The sequence below is a fragment of the Pseudomonas sp. TH49 genome (genome assembly GCF_016650625.1).
GTDB classification, from domain to species: domain Bacteria; phylum Pseudomonadota; class Gammaproteobacteria; order Pseudomonadales; family Pseudomonadaceae; genus Aquipseudomonas; species Aquipseudomonas fluorescens_H.
On sequence record NZ_JAEKFL010000002.1, the window covers coordinates 2,666,713 to 2,687,151 of the forward strand.

Sequence of the window (20,439 nt, forward strand, 5' to 3'; positions counted from 1 at the left end):
CGCCGCGAGGCATGAAAAAAGGGATGAATCCAGCAGCGGATTCATCTCTTTCCTTGCGTTGCATCAACAGATTGAGCGATCAGCCGAACATGGCGAAGCCATCGACAGTCGCCGGCAGGTCGTAGACCTGGCCGTCGGCAGTCTGCAGGTGCTCGATGGTGTTGAACCCGGCATACCAACCCGCCAGTTTCACGCCGTTGTCCGGCACACCAGTGCTGCCATCGTTGGCGCTGTGCAGGTAGGCGTCGTCGCCGATACGGGTGACGTTCAACTGGCTGGCGTTGGTGATGGTGTTGAGGATCAGCGTGTCGTTGATGTCCAGCCCGTAATCCTGAATCGTTACCAGGCCGCTGGTGTTGACCACGTAAGTGTCGTCACCCTGGCCGCCATAGGCGCTGCCGCCGGAAGACGACTGGCCGGCAAGATTGAGAATCAGCAGATCATTCCCGCCATCACCGTTCAGCACGTAGTTGCTGCCCGTAGCGGTCAGCACATCGTTGCCTTCACCGCCAAAGGCCATTCCACGGCCCAGCGTGATCGTGTCGTTGCCGTCATCGCCACTGGCCCAGGTGAACAGATCATTGCTGGCACCGACGATGACATCATCCCCCGCGCCGCCCGACAGGGAGTCGGACTGCCCGGCCTGATCCAGACCGGATGCCAGGCCGCCATAGATGTGGTCATTGCCATCGCCACCGGTAATCTGGTCGTCGCCGGCCCCGCCCTCGAGGATGTTGTCGTCCGAATTGCCTTGCAGCGAATCGTTGTACTGACTGCCGCGCAGACCTTCGATATCGATGTAGATATCGTAGAGCGCAATTCCGCTCTGCGGCCCCCAGTTCAGAGAGGCGCTCAGGCCTTCAGTGCTGTCGTCGTAACTGACGATGTCGATACCGGCGCCGCCTTCAAAACGGTCGCCACCTGCACCGCCCAGCAACACGTCATTGCCGGCACCGGAAACGATGGTGTTGGCTTCGTCGTTACCGTAGCCGGTGAAGTCGGCAGTGCCGGTATAGGTCAGGTTTTCCACGAACGCACTCAGCTTCAGTTCCGAAAGGCTGGTGAACACGTGATCGGTTCCGCCCATGAAACCGTCGTCTTCCTCGACCGTCACGCCGGTGCTGTTGATCACATAAACGTCATCACCGTGACCGCCTGCGACCGTCACACCGCTGGCGTTCACGGTGAAGCGGTCAGCACCGGTGGAGCCGATGACTTCTTCCACGCTAAGCAACGTATCGCCCGCAGCATTGGTGCCACCGCCGATCACAACGTTGGCCACATCGAACGCGTAACGATAATTCACGGTGTCATGACCGTCGGCACCATCGATGACCATCGAGCCTTGATGGCGATAAATCACATCATCGAACCCCGAGCCCTGAATCGCCTCGATACCGGTAAAGGTATCGCCGTAGGCAATGGTCAGTCCGTCGTAGTTGGTAAAGTCTTCGACGCGCACGCCCTCGAGACTGTCGCTGTAGCTGACCGTATCGTAACCATCGCCACCGACAAAGTGGTCGGCACCAGCGCCGCCCCACAGCCAGTCATTGCCCGCTCCGGCGATGATCTCGTTGTCACTGGCGTTGCCGTAAACCTTGAGATCCCCCGTGCCCGTGAAGGTCAGCTTCTCGATAAACGGGTCCATCTTGACCGTGTTGAGGCTGGTGCGCAGCTCGTCGTAGCCACCGTAGTTTTCTTCAATCAGGGTCACGCCTTCGGCGTCGACGATGTACAGATCATCACCGCCGCTGCCGTCCAGCGTCACCCCGCCCACGGAAACGGTAAACGTGTCGTTGTGGTAACTGCCGGCCACCTTCTCCACCGACACCAGCGTATCGACCTTGCCGTCAGGCCCTGCGACCGTTGCCGCACCAGTGCCAAACTCGACGCTGACTCCCGACTCCATTGCGTAATAGTTCGCCGTGTCAAAACCTTCACCACCGTCGAGCAGGTCGGATCCCGCGCTGGCCAGCAGTTGATCGTCGGACTCCAGTCCATGGAGTTCGTCATTGCCATCGGTGCCCGACAGGATATCCGCTTCACTCGTTCCATTTACTACTGCCATTTGCTTCTTCCTTGCGTTGTTGTCGAATCCGGAAATCGGTCACCTCAGACACTGGCCGGGCGGTCTTCGCTGACCGTGCCAATTGAGCGCATGGAAAGGTATCGACAGAAAAATCCCGATGCTTGAGCCCGCCGCCAAAAAAAGTATCGGGCTTGATACAAAAACTTTTCGCCACGCAAAAAAAAACAGGCGACTCGAAAGTCGCCTGTTTTTGCAATGGGGCCGTGCGCGAATCGATCAATCCGCCAGCCAGCCATACTCCCAATACCGCAGGTTATCGCCACGCAACACGTAGTCACGCAACACGACCTCACGCAAATCATCACCCATGCGGTAGCTGGCATCCGGATCGGCCAGGTGCATGCGGATCGCTTGCAGCCACTCATCGGTGGTGTTGGTCTTGATCCGCGTGCACGGCAGGTAGCCGCGATAGGCCTCGGTGTCGGTGCAGATCACAGGGTAACCGCAGGCACCATATTCCAGCAGACGCAGGTTGCTCTTGCAGTCGTTAAAGATGTGAAACTCCAGCGGCGCCAACGCAAGATCCAGGTTGAGACTGGCCAGTTTTGCCGGATACACCTCGAGGGGGATTACGCCGTGGAACTCGTGCATGTACGGCAGCAGGTCATCCGGACACATGCCGAAGAACACCCATTCGACTTCATTCGCCAGCTCACGAACCACGTCGGCGATGACCGCCAGATCGCCATGGTGACTGGTGCCTCCGCCCCAGCCCACTCGAGGTTTTTTCGAGGTACGGCGCTGGCTGCGAAGGTTGCTCCACATGTCTTTGGCCAGCATGTTCGGCACAACACGAATATCGTGATGCATGTCCGACAGGACGTTGGCGAGCGGCTGAGTGGAGACCACCACACGATCACACAGGCCGATAGCACGTCGTACCATACGCTCCATGTCCTGCTTGCTCGGCATGTTGCGGATGTGCGCGTTGCGATGTGGAACGTCAATCACATAGTCGTCCAGCTCGAAGATTCGCCGCGCATTGAAATACTTCTTCAGTGGTGGAATTTCATCGATGGCGTGTTCCGAGTAGCGTCCTTGCAGCACGATAACGTCAGGCGTCTGGCGCTCGATATCAATGATCGATGGCAAGCCGTAACAAATGCGCCCCTCTACTCTGTTGGCCGCCTTCAGCTCGATCAACGGCTGACTCATGCGGTAATGCCCAATCGCCGAGGCATTGATCGGCACCGCAAGCACATTGGGCAACTGCACTCTGGAGAATGCGCTCCAGCCAGTGCGCAGCCCCGGCTCAAGACTGAAGCAAGTCGCTCCGATACCCTGCAAGGCCAGGTTGACGTTATAAGCCGGGTCACGCGCGATGAGCGGCAGCCAACGTCGATAAAACACTTCCTGTTCCTGAACATGCAGTTGCTCTTCCTGCTCCGTCGCCGCACTGGTTGGCCGTTCGCCAATGGCCAGAATGGCGTAAGGGTTCCACACCACCAGATAGCCTTCCTGACCGATCCGCAGGCAGAGATCCGCGACATTGAGCGCTTGTTTCAGATCATGCTCATCCAGCCCCCCAAGCGCCTCGAAGAGCGATTTGCGAATCATCAGACAATCGCCACCCACAGCGCTCAGGTCTTGCACCGCTTGCAGACGGAACATATAGCCGTCGGACTGTGCAGGCTGACCGTAAAACGGAAGACCGACCGGCCCTTGCAAGCCAAGAATCAGGCCGGCATGCAACACGCAACCGTCCGGGTTGAACAGTTTGGCTCCGACCACACCCACTTCCGGGCGCTGTGCATGGTTGACCAGTTCGTCCAGCCAGTCAGCCTGAGTAATCACCACAAAGGAGTTGAGCATCAACACATACTCGCCGCGCGCCTGCGCCACCGAGAAATTGTGCAATGCAGCGACATTACTCGTTTGTGAACAGGTGATTACGCGGATCCGGTCACTGCCCAGCTGCGCCATGCCTTCCAGCCATGCCAGTGCTTCAGCGCTTTTGCTGCCGTTGTCGACCAACAGCAATTCGTACTCGGTGTAAGCAGTTTTTTCCAGTAGCGTCTCGACACAGCGCTGCAAAGCGGCTGTCTGGTCCTGCGTCACAATGATGATCGACACCAACGGGCGTCGGGCATGTTGATAGTCGATACGATTGAGCAACTCGCGACTGCCACGGCGAATACCGTGTGCGACCTCCAAACGCTGCAAATGCGCTTCGAGCACCCGTGGGTTTTGCTCCACGACGCCTGGTTCGGCAAGCCATTTGGACAGGTCGTGCCTGGACTCCAGTAAAACTTCCGCGACATGGCCGATAGCCTGCGTCCCGTCGCTCTCGACCATGCGCCACAGCACGTCATGCGCTGCCAGCTCGGCAAAGTCCGGCTCAAACCCGCCCAGCTCAAGAAAACGCTCGCGCTTGAACGCCAGAGCACGCCCGACGTAAGGGTAGCTGCGCATGAGATCGATGTTGAAATCCGGTTTGAAAGCCGGCTCTACCGACTCACCACCGCGCAAACTGCCCTCATCGCTGTACAGGCAGGTGAAAGTGTTCGAGTGCGCGATCCGCTCTGCCATTATCAACAGCGCTGGCGCTACCAGACAATCACCGGCCTGCAACAGGTAGAACCAGTCGGCGCCTTCCAGCTGCGGCAGCAACGCATTGATCTGCTCCAGACCGTCCCCTTGCAACGGCATGCGAAATACGCGCCCGTCCAGCTCGGCTTCGGCACAGGACTCCGATAGCACCAGAATCAATTCTGGCGGGTAATCCTGAGCACCGAGCGCCTCCAACGTGCGTTCGAGACCGTTACGGTTGCCCCGACCATCAATGATGACCGGCACGATCCGGGGCTGATGCGGCCAGTTGGAAATCGTTTCCGGCAGATATTTTCGCTGCTCGTCGGTGAGCACCCGACACGCCAGCCACTGCGCATAGAGTTCGGTGAAACTGAAACTGTCGGCGCCGACACTCCACTCCTGACGGCTCTGTTTGGTACCGAGAGTACGGCTCAAAGGCAGCTCCTCCCAGACTCGCGGCGACTCATCAGCCTTGGTCAACTGGACGTAGCGAACCCATCCGGATGCAGGTGCCGCCTCGCCGCTGCGGGCCTTGAGCATTTGCGAAATCCATTCGCGCTCAACCTCTACCGCATCCTTCATGGGTTGTTGTGCGCTCAAGCGCTCTGCGTAAAGTCGCTCGACGCTGAGCACATTGTTGGACAGCGCAAGATTGCCGCGCCGCAGCAGGCAGACGTACAACGCGAAATCCAGGGTTGCGACAAAGCAGTAACCTTCCTGGGTCAGCGCCGGCAAGAGCTCCACAACATCCGCACGGCGGAACAAGGCGCTACTGAACCCGCCCAGAACGTTGACCGGGAATTTTTCGAATATCCCCAGCAGATCATCGCCCTTGAGCAAGCCGCTGAAAGGTGTCAACGAAGTATTTTCCAGACGCGAAGGCAGGATGATTTCGCCCGCATCCCACAGAAGTCGCTGGGCCACTACCAGACTGACTTCGTCGCGCAACAGTTCATGGGCTTGTTGTTCGACACAGGTGGAATAGAGAAGATCGTCGTCACACAGAAACTTGATGAACTCACCCTGCGCCTGATCGAGGCAGACCTTCAGGTTGCCGACCATGCCCAACGTGCGTGGATTGCGCACGTAGCTCACGGCAAAACCCGTGCCCTCGACCACCTTGGCAACGATGTCTTCGATCTCGTTGCCGCGACTGTCATCACACACAATGATTTCGAGATTGCCGTAGCTCTGACCGACGGCACTGCGCAATGCCCGTTCGAAGAAACGTGGACTGAAGGCGGGAATGGCAATACTGACGAGAGGGAGTGAATTCACGGCGGGCTCACAGGCGGTACGAGCCCGCTCCTGAAAGCGAGCCCTGAAAACCGCAAAAAACATTAACTAAGGGGGACACGGCAAAACGGGCGTTTGCACACCCGTTGACCATCAGATCTTGTTGAACAGACCCAACTGGCTGATTTTGCTGAAGGCCAGTTGCGCTGCCTGCAGCATGGTTTGCTGCAAAGTCAGGCGGGTCATGACTTCGGCCGGATCCGAGTCGCGAATCGAACCCTGGGTCGTAGTGTTCGCGGTGCTCAGGCTCTGGTTGGTCACGGTTTGCATATCCAGCGACTGACCACGCGCACCGATTGCAGTAACCGCAGCACCAATCTGATTATTAGCGCTGTCGATGTTGCCAAGACCGGCCTCCATCGCGCCCTGGAATTTCTGCTTGGCCACGTCATCGCCATCGATTGGCGTGTTCATCGCAGTGATCATCTGGCCCAGGGTGTCGAGGATATTCTGGGTCTGATGATTGTTCGGCTGGATCGAGAACTGATCACCCGCTGCCGGTGCGCTGCCTAACGCGAAGGTCACACCAGCAGCGGTTGCGTTACCCCCGGCCACCGTGCCGGACGACACAGGCTTGCTGTCAGCGGTAACAGGTGCAGCGTACAGATCGAACGCGGTGGCGCTGGTGAACTTGAGGACCGCGCCACCTTGCGGGAAGGCATTGTTATACGCCGCCTGGTCGGTGATGCTGGAACCGGTGATCACCGCAGTAGACGGGTTGCCCGGACTGCGCGTGGTGGTGAACGAGTCAGGCGTGGAAGCCAACTGGAAACTGTGCCCGGCAATGACCGCGTCAGGGTTAGTGTCACCCGCCTTCAGGTTAATGTTCAGCTTCATGTCGACACCACGGAAGCTGACCGTCTGGTTGGCGCCGCTGCTGTTGCTGACAACCCCGTTCTTGCTGGCCTCGGCGGTTACGTCATTGCCCAGGGCATCGGTGATTTTCAGCTGAGTGCTGCTGACGAAGCTGACGGTGTAAGGCTGGCCAGCGGTGAACTTGGCGTCATAGGTGGCTGCGGTGCCAACCGTACCGTTGGACAGCACCACACGACCGTCATCCACCGCCGGAGCAGTCATGGTGGTGCTGGTGCGACCGGTATTGATGGTCTGCTGGAAAGCATCCCAACCCGTGGTGTTGGTGCCGACGGTCATGCCGTCGCCGATGCCCAGGTTGATGGTGGTCTGGTCACCGTTGTAAGAAAAGGTGCCGTCGGCATTCTGCGAGTACGGCGCGGTGTCGGTCTTCGAACCGGAGAACAGGTAGTTGCCGTTGGCATCCTTGGAGTTCATCAGGCCCAGCACTGTTTGCTGAATCTGTCCCAGCTCCTGAGCGTAGGCCTGGCGATCCTTGTCGGTGGCCGTGCCGTTGTTGGCGGCCAGAGACAATTCCTTGGCGCGTTGCAGTGCCGTGGTGATGGAGTCCAGCGTGGTTTCCTGTACGGACAACCCGCTCTTGGTGCTGCTGATATTGGTGTTGTACTGATCCAGCATCGCCGCCTGCTGGCCCAGTTGCAGCAAACGACCGGCACCGATCGGATCATCAGCTGCAGTGTTGATGCGCTGCAGGCTGCTGGCCTCGCTCGCGGTGGCAACGGCCTTGTTGAAGTTACGCTGATAGTCAGCCGCTTGGGTGCCGTAATACTGGGCGGTGGAAAGGCGCATGAATTACGACTCCTTAAAGGCTGTTGATCAACGTAGAGAATGTTTCCTGCGCCGCCTTGATGATCTGCGACGAGGCGGTGTAGTACTGCTGGTATTTGACCAGGTTGCCGGTTTCTTCATCCAGGTTGACCCCGGACAGCGAATCGCGTGCGCCCTGGGCCTGATCCAGAATCTGCGAAGTGGCCGTGGCGTCGGATTTGCCTTGCGCCGCTTTGGTACCGACGTTGGTCACCAGCTTGTTGTAGGCGTCGGTGAGGCTGATGCCCTTGCTCGCCGAACCGGTGTCGACGGTTTGCTTGGTTTGCAGAGCCACCAGCGCTTGCGCGTTGCGGTTGTCGGACGAGGCGGCACCGGTTAGGTTCATGGTGAAGGTTTCGCCGGACTTCGGCGTGCCACCGACCGTGGTCTGTACGGTGAAGGTTTTCTGCACGTTCGGCGTGACAGTGGTGTCCATCACCGGGTTGCCGCTGGCGTCGACGATGCCCACTTTCAGGTTGAGCGTGTTCGATTGGCCGGGAACGATGGTGCCAGTGCCGATGGTCGCGCCCTTGGCATCGACCAGGTTGTACGACTGGCTGCCGCCGCTCGCGTCACCGAACACCAGTTTGACCGGCGTCGAATTCTTCAGCGCCGCCTGCATGTCGGCCTGGGCAGTCGGGTTGTAGATATCAATCTTGTCGCTGAGCGTCGGCTGGGTGTAAGTGCCCAGGCCGTTGGCGCTAGCCGAGCCGGTCAATGGGCCGGCGGCGGCGATTTTCTTCGGATCGGTAAGCACCGTCTGGATGCTCGCCGCCGCGTTACGGGTCGGGGTCACCTTGAAGGTGTCACCGGCGCTCAGCGCACCGCCATTGAGCGACAGGCTGAAGCCGTCGATCACCGGAGGCGGGTTGGTGGTGGTGCTGAACGAACCGAGGTCGGTACCGTCGGAGCGTTTGACCGAGTAGTCGGTGGCGCTGGTGAAGGTGACCTGATAATCGCTGGTGGTCAGCTTGCCGGTGTCCTTGATGGTCACATCGAGGTTGCCCGAGCCTGCGCTGTTGCCCGACTGCGCGATGCTGCGCTGACTGACCAGCGCGGCACTGTTGATGTTGTTGAACAGTGCTGCGCCGAAGTCACCGTTCTTGTCGATGCCCTGGGCTTGCTGGCTGTTGATCTGATCGGCGACGACCAGCGCTACACGCCCCAGCTCATTGAGCGACGGGTCGAGGACGTCGCTGCGATAGGTCAGCAGGCCACCGATTTCGCCACCGGTCATCGCCGAAGTGACGTCAATGGTGCTCGAACCGCGGTCCATCTGGATCGCCATGCGCGACGGATCGTCTTTGCTTGGCACGGTGCTCAGGGTGTTGGTGGTGTTGCCGATCACCAGTGGCTGACCACTGCCGATGTACACGTCGAAGCTGGTACCGCGCTCGACGACCTGCGCACCGGTCAGCTCGGACAGCTGACGCACGGCTTCGTTACGGCTGTCGAGCAGATCGTTCGGGGCACCGCCACTGGTGGAAATCTCACCGATCTTCTGGTTCAGATTGGCAATCGAGGTCGCCAGTTTGTTCACCTGGGCCGTCATGTCGCCCAGGCTGCCGTTGATGCTGGTGTTCTGGTCGTTCAGCTGTTTGGCGATGGTGTTGAAGCGACTGGTCAGCGCCTGTGCGCCAGTCAGCACCGACTGACGGGAGGTGTCATCGGTCGCCGACGTTGCGACGCCCTGCATCGAGGTGAAGAACTTCTGCAACACGCCGGTCAGGCCGGTGTTGGTGTCGGACAACGTGGCGTCCAGTGGCGTGGCCTGGGCCAGGTACGACGCCGCTTCGCTGTTGAGCGAAGTCGCGGTGTGCAATTGCGATTCCAGGTAGGAGTTGTAGACCCGGCGCACGTCAGCCAGGGTTGTGCCCGTGCCGATGAAAACGGTGCCGTACTGCTGCGAGGCCTTGGTGCCCTGCACGGTTTGCTGGCGTGAATAACCGGCGGTGTCGACGTTGGCAATGTTGTTGCCTGTCGTAGCCAAAGAGGCCTGACTCGACGCCAGACCCGACATCCCGATATTGAGCAAACTCATGGTTCAGACCTTATACCTTGTGCCTTAAAAAGGCTGGGTGGAAACGCCCGCCGCAGCGTAGTTTTCAAAACTGTTCATCTGCTTGGCTATCTGCGAAATCTTCGTCGCGTAGTTCGGGTCGGTCGCGTAACCGGCCTTTTGCAACTCGCGTACAAACTGTTCTGGGTTATCGGCCGACTTCACCACATCTTGATAGCGATTGTTGGTCTGCAGCAAAGTCACCAGATCGTGGAAACTGTCCTTGTACGAGGCGTAGGAACGGAACTGCGCCGTCTCCTTGACCATCTGCCCGTTGCGGAACTCGCTGGTGATTGCCCGGGCCGAATCGCCGGTCCAGTTGCTGCTGGCCTTGATGCCGAACAGGTTGTGACTGCTGCTGCCATCCTGAGCGCGCATGACCGATTTGCCCCAACCGGTTTCCAGTGCGGCTTGCGCCACCAGGTAGCGCGGATCGACACCGATACGCGCGGCGGCTTCTTTGGCCATCGGCAGCATGGTGTTGACGAATTCGTCGGCGGAGCTGAAGGCGCGCTTGGCCGGCGCCAGCGGAATCTGCGCCATTGCCCGGCCGTAAATCTGCATCTGCCCGCCGGACGCCTTGGCGTCTTCGGCACGGCTCAGCCAGTCGCCGTTGTACAGCGGACCGGAACCAGTGGCGGCCGTGCTCGCGGTGCGTTGCGGCAACGCATTGGCGGCAGTCGGCGTAGCGGAAGGCACCAGACCGGCGAGCAAACGATCAGCCAGTTTCGGCGGCAGAGCCAGACGACGCTTGTTGATCATTTCCATGTCGTTGGCGTGGGCCAATTGAGTGTTCGGCGCATGCAACGAACGCGAGGCCCACAACGGGCGCTCGCCATTGAGCCGTGACAGCGGGCCGGTGCCGGTAGTGCCGGCAGCAATCGGCGTCTGCACCGCAGCGGCTTTCGCCGCTTCCTGCTTGGCAGCGGACGCGGCCGCAGCCTCACCCGGCGCCATTGGCTTGTTCTTCGACATCTGCTTCATCAGCACGTCGGCCAGACCGATACCGCCGCCCTCGCGAGACAGCGACACCGCCAGTTGCTGGTCGTACATTTCCTGATATTGCTTGGCCGCCGGGGTGTTCATCGGGTTGTCTTTACCCAATGCCTCAGTGGCCGAACGCATCGACTTGAGCATTTCGCCGAGGAACAGCGATTCGAATTCCTGCGCCACTTTGCGCATGTTCGCATCGCTGTTCTTGTCGCCGACCTTGAGCTGGTTCAGACGATTGAGGTCGGAGTACGAACCCGAATCGCCAGTGCCCGCCAGACTGCCTTTGCGCATATCCATGGTCGCCGTCCTCAGATCACGATCAGGTCGGCTTGCAACGCGCCGGCCTGCTTCAGTGCTTCAAGGATTGCCATCAGGTCACCCGGTGCCGCGCCAACCTGGTTTACCGCACGCACGATTTCGTCGAGGGTGGTACCCGGGCCGAATTTGAACATCGGCTTGGCTTCTTGCTGGGCGTTGACCCGCGAGCGCGGCACAACGGCCGTCTGCCCATTGGACAATGGGCCCGGCTGGCTGACGATCGGGTCTTCGGTGATGGTCACGGTCAGGCTGCCGTGGGTCACGGCGGCCGGCGAGACTTTCACGTTCTGGCCGATGACGATGGTGCCGGTGCGCGAGTTGATGATGACTTTCGCCACCGCCTGACCCGGATCGACTTCGAGGTTTTCGAGGATCGACAGGTAGTCGACGCGCTGGCTCGGATCCAGCGGCGCGGTCACACGGATCGAGCCGCCGTCGATGGCTTGCGCCACGCCAGGGCCGAGCATGTCGTTGATCTTGTCGACGATGCGCTTGGCGGTGGTGAAGTCGGAACGGTTGAGGTTCAGCGTCAGGCTGTTGCCCTGGTTGAACCCGCTCGGCACCGAACGCTCCACCGACGCACCGCCCGGGATGCGACCGGCCGACGGAACGTTGACGGTGATCTTCGAACCGTCGCGACCTTCAGCATCGAAACCACCGACCACCAGGTTGCCCTGAGCGATGGCGTAGACGTTGCCGTCGATCCCCTTGAGCGGGGTCAGCAACAGGGTGCCGCCGCGCAGGCTCTTGGAGTTACCGATGGAAGACACGGTGATATCGACCTGCTGCCCCGGTTTGGCGAACGCCGGCAGATCGGCACTCACCGACACCGCCGCGACGTTTTTCAACTGCACGTTGCCCGATCCCGGCGGCACCTTGATGCCGAACTGCGAGAGCATGTTGTTGAAGGTCTGCAGGGTGAACGGGGTTTGCGTCGTCTGGTCGCCGGTGCCGTTAAGCCCGACCACCAGGCCGTAACCGATCAATTGGTTGGAGCGCACGCCGGAAATGCTGGCGATATCTTTCAGCCGTTCGGCGTGGGCACCAAAGGCTGCGGACATCAATGCCGCAGCCAGCATCAGGTGTTTGAAGTTCAAAGTCGCCACCTAGAAAGGGAACAGCGGGCTGAGGAAGAAACGGTCGAACCAGCCTGGCTGACTCGCATCGGCAAACGAACCGGTGCCCGAGTAGGTGATGCGCGCATCGGCGACACGGGTCGACGACACGGTGTTGTCGGTGGCGATGTCATCGGCACGCACCAGACCGGCGATCCGCACCAGCTCGTCGCCGGTGTTGAGGGTCATCCACTTCTCGCCGCGCACGGCGATGATGCCGTTGGGCAGCACGTCGGCCACGGTCACGGTGATCGAACCCGTCAGGGTGTTGCCCTGCGCCGCCTTGCTGTCACCCTTGGTTGCACGGTCGCCGCTGTAGCCGACATCCAGACTCAGGTCATTGCCACCCAACGGGTTGTTGGTGGTGCCACTGCCGCCGAACAGCGAGGTCAGGCCGATGCCGGTCTTGCTGTTCTTGGCCACTTGGGAGTTGGCGTTCTTGCTGGCCTGGGTCTTCTCGTTCAGGGTGATAGTGATGATGTCACCGACCCGGAACGCCTTGCGGTCGCTGTAGAGGTTCTGCTCGAAGCCGGCCTGATAGATCGAGCCATTGTTGGCTGCAGCCGGCAACGGCGTACGCGGCAATACCGGGGCATAGTAAGGGTCATTGGGCTTTGGCGGCGGAGCGACGCAGCCCGCGAGCGAGACGACCCCACCCAATGCCAGAACAGATACGAAGCGTTTCATGACCCTTACCTCACGGTGTTGCAGGCGGCCTCATGGCCGCCTCATAGACTGATTACAGATTCTGCGTTACGAACGAGAGCATCTGGTCGGCGGTGGAGATCACCTTGGAGTTCATCTCGTAAGCGCGCTGAGTGGTGATCATGTTGACCATCTCTTCAACGGTGCTGACGTTGGAACCTTCCAGGGTGTTCTGCAGCGTGGTACCGAAACCGTTCAGGCCCGGGGTGCCGATTTGCGGCGCGCCGGAAGCAGCGGTTTCCAGAAACAGGTTGTTGCCCACCGCTTGCAGACCGGCCGGGTTGATGAAGTCGGCGGTTTGCAGGTTGCCGATCACCTGAGCGGCCGGGTTGCCTGGCACTGTGATCGACACGGTGCCGTCGGTGCCGACGGTGAAGCTCTGCGCGTTGTTCGGGATGACGATGGCCGGCTCCAGGGCGAAACCGCTGGCGTTGACGATCTGGCCATTGGAGTCGAGGTGGAAAGTACCGTCACGGGTGTAGGACGTGGTGCCGTCCGGCTGCAGGATCTGGAAGAAACCGCGACCGTCGATGGCCATGTCCAGCGGCTGCTCGGTGGTTTGCAGGCTGCCGGCGGTGAAGTTTTTCTGCGTGCCGACGATGCGCACACCGGTACCCAGTTGCAGACCCGACGGCAGTTCGCTGTCCTGCGTCGACTGAGCGCCTGGCTGACGCTTGATCTGATACAGCAGGTCCTGGAATTCGGCACGGTCACGCTTGAAACCCGTGGTCGAGACGTTCGCCAGGTTGTTGGAAATGGTGGTCAGGTTGGTGTCCTGGGCGGACAGACCGGTTTTGGCAACCCATAGAGCCGGAAGCATTCGATTCTCCTCGTGCGCCTGTTTTACGGCGCGACGTTCTGATAATTAGCTGATCTGCAAGACCCGAGCCATGGCCTGGTCGTCGTCTTTGGCGGTGTTCATCATCTTGACGTGCAACTCGAACTGCTTGGCCAGGGCCAGCACCGAGGTCATTTCTTCCACGGCGTTGACGTTGCTCGACTCGAGGAAACCCGACACCAGTTTGACGTTGGCATCGGCCGGCGCAGGCTGGCCGTCCTTGGTGTAGATCGAACCGTCGAGGCCCTTGTTGAGGTTCTTGATGTCCGGGTTGACCAGTTTGATCCGGTCGACTTCCGCCATGACGCGCGGGCCTTCGCCCATCGCACGAATACTGATGGTGCCGTCTTCACCGACTTCGACCTGCTGCTCCGGCGGCACGGCGATCGGACCGCCGTTGCCCAATACCGGCATGCCGTTGCCGGCGCGCAATACGCCGAGGGCGTCGATGTTGAGGCTGCCGGTGCGCACGTAGCTTTCGCCGCCGTTGGGGTTCTGCACGGCAATGAAACCGTTGCCGGTCACGGCGACGTCAAGGTCACGCCCGGTCTGCACCAGCGAACCGGCGGTGAAGTCGGTGGCGGGCCGCTCGCTCATGGCAAACGCACGCGCCGGAAAGCTGTCACCGAACACCGGCATCGAACGCGCCTGCTCCAGGTCGCGCTGAAAACCATTGGTGGAGATGTTCGCCAGGTTGTTGGCATGCGCCTTTTGCGCCAGTGCGTTCTGACTGGCGCCGGTCATTGCCACATAAAGGTACTTGTCCACACTCTTTCCTCTGCATGCCGGACGTTTGCCGCCCACCGCTGTACTGCTGAGCCATAAGCAATTTGCAGACCAACTTTTTTCTGGCGGCTTGCGGCCCGGTAAACAAAGGACTTGAGGGGGTTTGCGGGGAAATTGGAAATGTATCGAAGTCGAAAAACCGGCGGTGTTATGCCGCTAGGCGGCAATCACGATTGTTGCAGATGGAAATAAAACCTGTGGTGAGGGGATTTATCCCCGATGGGGGGCGAAGCCGCCCCGCTTTTCTTTCAGGACGACCTCATTTACAGGTTTTGCGACTGCTGCGCAGCCGATCGGGGATAAATCCCCTCACCACAAAAGCTCTTCTCACCACAGTGTTGCTGTCAACTCTCGGGGTCTTTACCGACTTCATACTCACGCAGCTTGTTGGCAATGGTCGTATGCGAAACCCCCAACCGCTTACCCAGTTGCCGACTGCTCGGGTGTTCGGAATACAGGCGTTCCAGCACCGCTTTCTCAAAGCGTCCGACGATCTCGTCCAGCCCACCCTCCAGCGAGAAATCGCCAAGCGGCTGACGCACGCCGTAATCCGGCAGGCGAATGTGTTCGACCTTGACCGTGCCGCCCTCGCACAGTGAAACCGCCTGGAACAGCACGTTCTCCAGCTGCCGCACGTTGCCCGGCCAGTGGTAATGACTCAGCCGATCCATCGCTGCCGGCGCCAGTTTCGGCAGGGCACAACCGATCTGCCGACTGGCCTGATCGAGGAAGTGCTCGACCAACGGGGTCAAACCGTCGAGGCATTCGCGCAGAGGCGGGATGTGCAGCGACAGCACGTTCAAGCGGTGATACAGATCCTGACGAAACTCGCCGCGCGCGCACAATTCGGACAGGTCGACCTGGGTTGCGCAGATCACTCGCACGTCCAGATACACCTCTTCATCACTGCCGACCCGACGGAAGCAGCCGTCCTGCAGAAAGCGCAGCAGTTTCACCTGCAAGCGCGGGCTCATTTCCCCGACGCCATCGAGGAACAGCGTACCGCCCGCCGTCAGCTCCAGCAGACCAAGCTTGCCTTCGGCGCGCGCCCCTTCGAACGCGCCGGGGCCATAGCCGAACAGCTCGGTCTCGGCCATCGACTCCGGCAGCCCGGCGCAATTGAGCGCCATCAGCGGCGACTGTCCGCGCGGGCTGGCGAGGTGACAGGCGCGGGCCAGCAACTCTTTACCGGTGCCGGTTTCGCCTTCTATCAATAGCGGCGCATCCAGCGGCGCCATGCGCCGCGCCTCACGCACGACAGCGGCCATCACTTTCGAGCTCTGGAAGATACTGTCGAAGCCGCGCAGTTCCTGCTTGCGCACGTTATAGATACGCTCACCAACGCGGTCGGCGCGGTGCAAGGTCAGCACCGCACCGGCCATGGCTTCACTGTCGTCATGCTCCGATTGCAGCGGCGCGATGTCGGCGAGGAAGATGTCGCCCTTGACCTTGACCCGCATGCCGTTGATTCGCGACTTGTTGGCGCGCACCAGTTCCGGCAAATCGAAATCCTCGGCATAGCGCGACAGCGGAATCCCCGGCACCTCGTCCACCCGCACCCCGAGCAACTGCGCCGCCGCGCGGTTGGCGGCGACGATCGAGCCGCCCATGTCGATCGATAGCACCGGGAATTCCAGCGCGCCGAGCAACGCGTTCAACTCCATGTGCCGACGCTCACTGGGCATCAGCCCGACGCGCTTGACCCCAAACACCCCGGCAATCGCCTCGAACTTCGGCCGCAGCGCCTGGAACTGGATGTTGATCAGGTTCGGGCAGTGCAGATAGATCGCGTTGCCGTGCTCACCGCCGACCTCGCCGCGTGCAACGTTGATCCCGTACTCCACCAGCAGGTTGAGGATGTCGCGCAGGATGCCGATGCGGTTTTGGCAGTGAACTTTGATACGCATATAAAGAGGCCCGACAAGGATGAGGGGTTGAACACAATCCCTGTGGGAGCGGGCTTGCTCGCGAAGACGGTGTGTCAGTCGCCATTCATTCAGCTGACACACCGCTTTCGCGAGCAAGCCCGCTCCCACAAGAGATTTGCGCTGCGGTTTGGCCTGACTTTTCTGTCGAGGCGCGCAGATAGTTGTCAAGATTATGTGACAGCCACGACCCTTTTCAAACCTGCAAATCACCGCAAATGCGAGATACCCGGCAAAGCGTAACGATTTTTTTACGAAATGCGGCGAATTTTCCTACACAGAGAACGCTCAACCTGCTGCATCCAACCCCGCACTCGGGTAATCCTGAGCCCATCGCTGGACATAACAAGAACGAATTCCCCTAGCAGGAGAGCAGTATGAAGCAGACGCAGTACTTGGCCCGCGAGCCCGATGCGCAAGGTTTTATCGACTACCCCGCCGAAGAACACGCGGTGTGGAACACGCTGATCACTCGCCAGCTGAAAGTGATCGAGGGTCGGGCGTGCCAGGAGTACCTGGACGGTATCGAAAAACTCGGTCTGCCCCACGACCGCATTCCGCAGCTCGGCGAAATCAACAAGGTACTCGGTGAAACCACCGGTTGGCAGGTTGCCCGCGTTCCGGCACTGATTCCCTTTCAGACCTTCTTCGAATTGCTCGCCAGCAAACAGTTTCCGGTGGCCACGTTCATTCGCACCCGCGAAGAACTGGACTACCTGCAAGAGCCGGACATTTTTCACGAGATATTCGGTCACTGCCCGCTGCTGACCAACCCCTGGTTCGCCGAATTCACCCACACCTACGGCAAGCTCGGCCTGCAGGCCACCAAGGAAGAGCGCGTGTATCTGGCGCGTCTGTATTGGATGACCATCGAGTTCGGCCTGGTCGACACCCCGCAAGGCAAACGCATCTACGGCGGCGGCATCCTGTCTTCGCCAAAAGAAACCGTTTACTCGCTGTCGGACGAGCCCGAACATCAAACCTTCGATCCGCTGGAAGCGATGCGCACGCCGTATCGCATCGACATTCTGCAGCCGCTGTACTTTGTCTTGCCGAACCTCAAGCGCCTGTTCGACGTCGCCCATGAAGACATCATGGCCATGGTCAAGCAAGGCATGCAGCTGGGGTTGCATGCTCCGAAGTTTCCGCCAAAACCGAAAGCCGCGTGATCCGCGTCTTTTGCTGACAATTGAGTCTGTCAGTCGCCGCCACTTTGGTTTAGCGTGACGGCATTGACGGGCCGATAGCTTCTATAAAAAAAACACACTCGATTTCAGGAATCACACCATGTCCACTTTGAACCAAGCCCACTGCGAAGCGTGCCGTGCCGATGCGCCACAAGTCAGCGACGAAGAACTGCCGATCCTGATCAAGCAGATCCCGGACTGGAACATCGAAGTTCGCGACAGCATCATGCAGCTGGAGAAGGTCTTCCTGTTCAAGAACTTCAAGCATGCGCTGGCGTTCACCAACGCCGTCGGCGAGATCTCCGAGGCCGAAGGTCACCACCCGGGTCTGCTGACCGAGTGGGGCAAAGTCACCGTGACCTGGTGGAGCCACTCGATCAAGGGTCTGCACCGCAACGACTTCATCATGGCCGCGCGCACTGACGAAGTGGCCAAGACCGCAGAAGGACGCAAGTAATGCACTTTGACGCCATCGGCCGGGTACCCGGCGACCCGATCCTCGGTTTGATGGAGGCCTATGCGCAGGACAGTAACCCGCGCAAGTTTGACCTCGGCGTTGGCGTCTACAAGGATGCCCAGGGCCTGACGCCGATCCCCGAAGCGGTGAAAATCGCCGAGGCGCGACTGGTCGAAAGCCAGGACACCAAGACCTACATCGGTGGTCACGGCAATCCGCTGTTCGGCAAGGTCATCAATGAGCTGGTGCTCGGCGCCGAATCGAAGCTGATCGCCGAACAGCGCGCCGGCGCCACCCAGACCCCGGGCGGTACCGGCGCACTGCGTCTGGCGGCCGACTTCATCGCCCAGTGCCTGCCGGGCAAGGGCGTATGGCTGAGCAACCCGACCTGGCCGATCCACGAAACCATTTTCGCGGCGGCCGGGGTCAAGGTCAGTCACTACCCGTACGTGGGCAGCGACAACCGCCTCGACGTCGATGCGATGCTCGCCGTGCTCAACGAAGTGCCGCACGGCGACGTGGTGCTGCTGCATGCGTGCTGCCACAACCCGACCGGTTTCGACCTGAATCATGACGACTGGCAGCGCGTGCTCGACGTGGTGCGCCGCCGTGACCTGCTGCCGCTGATCGACTTTGCCTACCAGGGCTTTGGCGATGGGCTGGAGCAGGACGCGTGGTCGACCCGACTGTTCGCCGCAGAAGTACCCGAGCTGCTGATCACCAGCTCCTGCTCGAAGAACTTCGGCCTGTACCGCGACCGCACTGGCGCATTGATTGTCTGTGCGAAAACCGCCGACAAGCTGATCGACATCCGCAGCCAACTGGCCAACATCGCCCGCAACCTGTGGTCGACCCCACCGGATCACGGTGCGGCAGTGGTCGCGACCATCCTCGCCGACCCGGAGCTGAAAAGCCGCTGGGCCGATGAAGTGGAAGCCATGCGCTTGCGTATCGCCCAATTGCGCAGCGGCCTGGTCGAAGCACTGGAACCGCATGGCCTGCGTGAGCGTTTTGCGCACATTGGCGTGCAGCGCGGAATGTTCTCCTACACCGGCCTGTCACCGGAGCAGGTCAAACAACTGCGTGAGCATCACAGCGTGTACATGGTCAGCTCGGGCCGGGCCAACGTCGCCGGGATCGATGCCACGCGCCTGGCGCTGCTGGCACAAGCCATCGCCGACGTCAGCAAGTAACACCGCAATCCCCCTGTAGGAGTGAGCCTGCTCGCGATAGCGGCGTATCAGCCAGCATATGAGTTGACTGACACACCGCCATCGCGAGCAGGCTCACTCCTACAGTTGTTTTTGCGGCGACCTTTGTTATTGCGTCCCCCCTGCGGCCATCTGTCGCATTATTTTCAATTAAAAGTCTGATTGTCATTTCCAGCATCCCCCCCCAAAAAGGCAAAGCCCCCAGCCCCATCCCCAAATTTAGGCTGTTTCAGCCAATTCCCTAACCGTGGCCCACTTTGTATCGTCCACAAAGTTTCCAAAGTCCTTAGCTAAGGGATTGAGATTCACCACTTCCGCCAGATGCCCCGGGGCTGAAGTGCGCGTAGCGCATGGTCATCATGAGCGACGAGTGACCAAGCACCTGTTGCAACGTGAGGATGTCCCGTCAGCTGTGTGAGGCACGTCAGATCATTTCCCCGCATCCAGCACCGCTAAAACACTCTAAACAAAACGTGTTTAGCGACACGTCGTGATACGCCACAATGCCTACAAAACCTTGCGCCGCTGCCTACGCCTAAGCCAGAATCCGCTGGCTTGTGCACCTTGGACGCTATCGGTAACTTGTTTCCCATCACTGATTCCCAGTGATCGGGTTTAGTAGCCCGGATTAGATGACTTTACGGTTGCATGAGCTCCATCCAGTCAGGTGTCTGCCTGCTCTTGATGGCGGCTGTGCGCATGGCACCTTCGGGTGCGCCGGATGTTGAGTCTTCTGCCGGCCTACTAACTTGCGCATAGCTGCCACCCTTTCGTTTAGTAGCGATAAGGTGCGGCGAAAAAAGACGAGGTGAAGACTCATGTTCAAGGTAACGCCGAACCCGCCGGTAATTGATCCGGCATCCATCGCAAATCCAACGTCCCCCTACCAATCGCTCGATTCAAAAAAGCTCAATGAAGCCGCTGAGCGAGCCCTGGATCATTATTTAGGCCCTCCCACCGCCGACATCATGGCCACACCCTATCAACCTAACCGCCTCTACCTGGCGAATCCGCAAAGCGGCACCGAGCCCCTGCTGGCTGACGCCTGCGAGTCCTTGGGTTCAGCGACCGTCATGCTCAACGACTTCGCCGCCGCGCTCGGCGGCTCACACCGCAAAACCGCGCAAGGCATCGCCCAGATCGTCATGGTGGCTGAAATAGCCGTCAATGAAGTGCTCAATCAATTGGTACCGACTGAGTAGCTGACTGCTGTGGCGGGGCCAGCCCCTCGCCACAGCGCACATTACG

15 protein-coding genes and 1 pseudogene are annotated in these 20,439 nt (G+C 59.9%); 4 read left to right on the forward strand and 12 right to left on the reverse strand.

Annotation, left to right across the window (positions count from 1 at the left end; translation table 11 throughout):
- Window positions 1-79 precede the first annotated feature (79 nt).
- The 11 genes from JFU48_RS29090 to JFU48_RS29140 all read right to left on the reverse strand — a co-directional run bounded on the left by JFU48_RS29090 (window position 80) and on the right by JFU48_RS29140 (window position 16,318).
- A complete protein-coding gene (locus JFU48_RS29090; protein ID WP_201138411.1) occupies window positions 80-2,068 on the reverse strand; it encodes a calcium-binding protein in 1,989 nt (662 codons plus the stop codon).
- Window positions 2,043-2,309 (reverse strand): hypothetical protein, encoded by a 267-nt coding sequence (locus tag JFU48_RS29095; RefSeq protein ID WP_201138412.1) that lies wholly within the window; start codon window positions 2,307-2,309, stop codon window positions 2,043-2,045. The genes JFU48_RS29090 and JFU48_RS29095 overlap by 26 nt, the downstream gene beginning before the upstream one ends.
- Window positions 2,306-5,899 (reverse strand): glycosyltransferase, encoded by a 3,594-nt coding sequence (locus JFU48_RS29100; protein ID WP_201138413.1) that lies wholly within the window; start codon window positions 5,897-5,899, stop codon window positions 2,306-2,308. Before JFU48_RS29100 ends, JFU48_RS29095 begins: the two co-directional genes overlap by 4 nt.
- A gap of 111 nt (window positions 5,900-6,010) precedes the next feature.
- Complete coding sequence (locus JFU48_RS29105; protein WP_103483901.1) at window positions 6,011-7,579, reverse strand: flagellar hook-associated protein 3; 1,569 nt, start codon at window positions 7,577-7,579, stop codon at window positions 6,011-6,013.
- A gap of 13 nt (window positions 7,580-7,592) precedes the next feature.
- Complete coding sequence (flgK, locus tag JFU48_RS29110) at window positions 7,593-9,638, reverse strand: flagellar hook-associated protein FlgK (protein WP_103483900.1); 2,046 nt, start codon at window positions 9,636-9,638, stop codon at window positions 7,593-7,595.
- Between the two features lie 24 nt (window positions 9,639-9,662).
- Complete coding sequence (flgJ, locus tag JFU48_RS29115; protein WP_201138414.1) at window positions 9,663-10,946, reverse strand: flagellar assembly peptidoglycan hydrolase FlgJ; 1,284 nt, start codon at window positions 10,944-10,946, stop codon at window positions 9,663-9,665.
- An 11-nt stretch (window positions 10,947-10,957) separates the two neighbouring features.
- Window positions 10,958-12,046 (reverse strand): flagellar basal body P-ring protein FlgI, encoded by a 1,089-nt coding sequence (locus JFU48_RS29120; RefSeq protein WP_080593281.1) that lies wholly within the window; start codon window positions 12,044-12,046, stop codon window positions 10,958-10,960.
- A gap of 27 nt (window positions 12,047-12,073) precedes the next feature.
- On the reverse strand, window positions 12,074-12,769 hold the full coding sequence (flgH, locus tag JFU48_RS29125; RefSeq protein ID WP_103521185.1) for a flagellar basal body L-ring protein FlgH: 696 nt from the start codon (window positions 12,767-12,769) through the stop codon (window positions 12,074-12,076).
- Between the two features lie 52 nt (window positions 12,770-12,821).
- A complete protein-coding gene (gene flgG / locus JFU48_RS29130) occupies window positions 12,822-13,607 on the reverse strand; it encodes a flagellar basal-body rod protein FlgG (RefSeq protein ID WP_003222804.1) in 786 nt (261 codons plus the stop codon).
- Between the two features lie 45 nt (window positions 13,608-13,652).
- Window positions 13,653-14,393: a flagellar basal body rod protein FlgF gene (locus JFU48_RS29135; protein WP_007965507.1), complete on the reverse strand. Its 741-nt coding sequence runs from the start codon at window positions 14,391-14,393 to the stop codon at window positions 13,653-13,655.
- 362 nt (window positions 14,394-14,755) lie between these two features.
- Complete coding sequence (locus JFU48_RS29140; RefSeq protein ID WP_201138415.1) at window positions 14,756-16,318, reverse strand: sigma-54-dependent transcriptional regulator; 1,563 nt, start codon at window positions 16,316-16,318, stop codon at window positions 14,756-14,758.
- A 395-nt stretch (window positions 16,319-16,713) separates the two neighbouring features.
- On the opposite strand from JFU48_RS29140, the gene phhA reads away from it, so the two are divergent.
- The 3 genes from phhA (at window position 16,714) to JFU48_RS29155 (ending at window position 19,173) form a co-directional block, all read left to right on the forward strand.
- Window positions 16,714-17,505, forward strand: a complete 792-nt coding sequence (gene phhA, locus JFU48_RS29145) for a phenylalanine 4-monooxygenase (protein ID WP_201138416.1) — start codon at window positions 16,714-16,716, stop codon at window positions 17,503-17,505.
- Between the two features lie 118 nt (window positions 17,506-17,623).
- A complete protein-coding gene (locus tag JFU48_RS29150; protein ID WP_003222798.1) occupies window positions 17,624-17,980 on the forward strand; it encodes a 4a-hydroxytetrahydrobiopterin dehydratase in 357 nt (118 codons plus the stop codon).
- Entirely contained in the window at window positions 17,980-19,173 is a 1,194-nt protein-coding gene (locus JFU48_RS29155) for an amino acid aminotransferase (RefSeq protein WP_201138417.1), read from the forward strand. Before JFU48_RS29150 ends, JFU48_RS29155 begins: the two co-directional genes overlap by 1 nt.
- Before the next feature lie 237 nt (window positions 19,174-19,410).
- Here JFU48_RS29155 and JFU48_RS30170 read toward each other — a convergent pair.
- A pseudogene (locus JFU48_RS30170) lies at window positions 19,411-19,594 on the reverse strand (hypothetical protein); the annotation flags it as partial.
- A gap of 415 nt (window positions 19,595-20,009) precedes the next feature.
- Here JFU48_RS30170 and JFU48_RS29160 point away from each other — a divergent pair.
- On the forward strand, window positions 20,010-20,393 hold the full coding sequence (locus JFU48_RS29160; RefSeq protein WP_201138418.1) for a DUF6124 family protein: 384 nt from the start codon (window positions 20,010-20,012) through the stop codon (window positions 20,391-20,393).
- Window positions 20,394-20,439 lie beyond the last annotated feature (46 nt).

Coding starts and splice junctions, on each gene's coding strand:
- JFU48_RS29155 (WP_201138417.1), top strand. CDS start 17,980: ATGCACTTTGACGCCATCGGCCGGGTACCCGGCGACCCGATCCTCGGT.
- phhA (WP_201138416.1), top strand. CDS start 16,714: ATGAAGCAGACGCAGTACTTGGCCCGCGAGCCCGATGCGCAAGGTTTT.
- JFU48_RS29150 (WP_003222798.1), top strand. CDS start 17,624: ATGTCCACTTTGAACCAAGCCCACTGCGAAGCGTGCCGTGCCGATGCG.
- JFU48_RS29140 (WP_201138415.1), bottom strand. CDS start 16,318: ATGCGTATCAAAGTTCACTGCCAAAACCGCATCGGCATCCTGCGCGAC.
- JFU48_RS29160 (WP_201138418.1), top strand. CDS start 20,010: ATGTTCAAGGTAACGCCGAACCCGCCGGTAATTGATCCGGCATCCATC.
- flgH (WP_103521185.1), bottom strand. CDS start 12,769: ATGAAACGCTTCGTATCTGTTCTGGCATTGGGTGGGGTCGTCTCGCTC.
- JFU48_RS29120 (WP_080593281.1), bottom strand. CDS start 12,046: ATGCTGGCTGCGGCATTGATGTCCGCAGCCTTTGGTGCCCACGCCGAA.
- flgG (WP_003222804.1), bottom strand. CDS start 13,607: ATGCTTCCGGCTCTATGGGTTGCCAAAACCGGTCTGTCCGCCCAGGAC.
- JFU48_RS29090 (WP_201138411.1), bottom strand. CDS start 2,068: ATGGCAGTAGTAAATGGAACGAGTGAAGCGGATATCCTGTCGGGCACC.
- JFU48_RS29105 (WP_103483901.1), bottom strand. CDS start 7,579: ATGCGCCTTTCCACCGCCCAGTATTACGGCACCCAAGCGGCTGACTAT.
- flgJ (WP_201138414.1), bottom strand. CDS start 10,946: ATGGATATGCGCAAAGGCAGTCTGGCGGGCACTGGCGATTCGGGTTCG.
- flgK (WP_103483900.1), bottom strand. CDS start 9,638: ATGAGTTTGCTCAATATCGGGATGTCGGGTCTGGCGTCGAGTCAGGCC.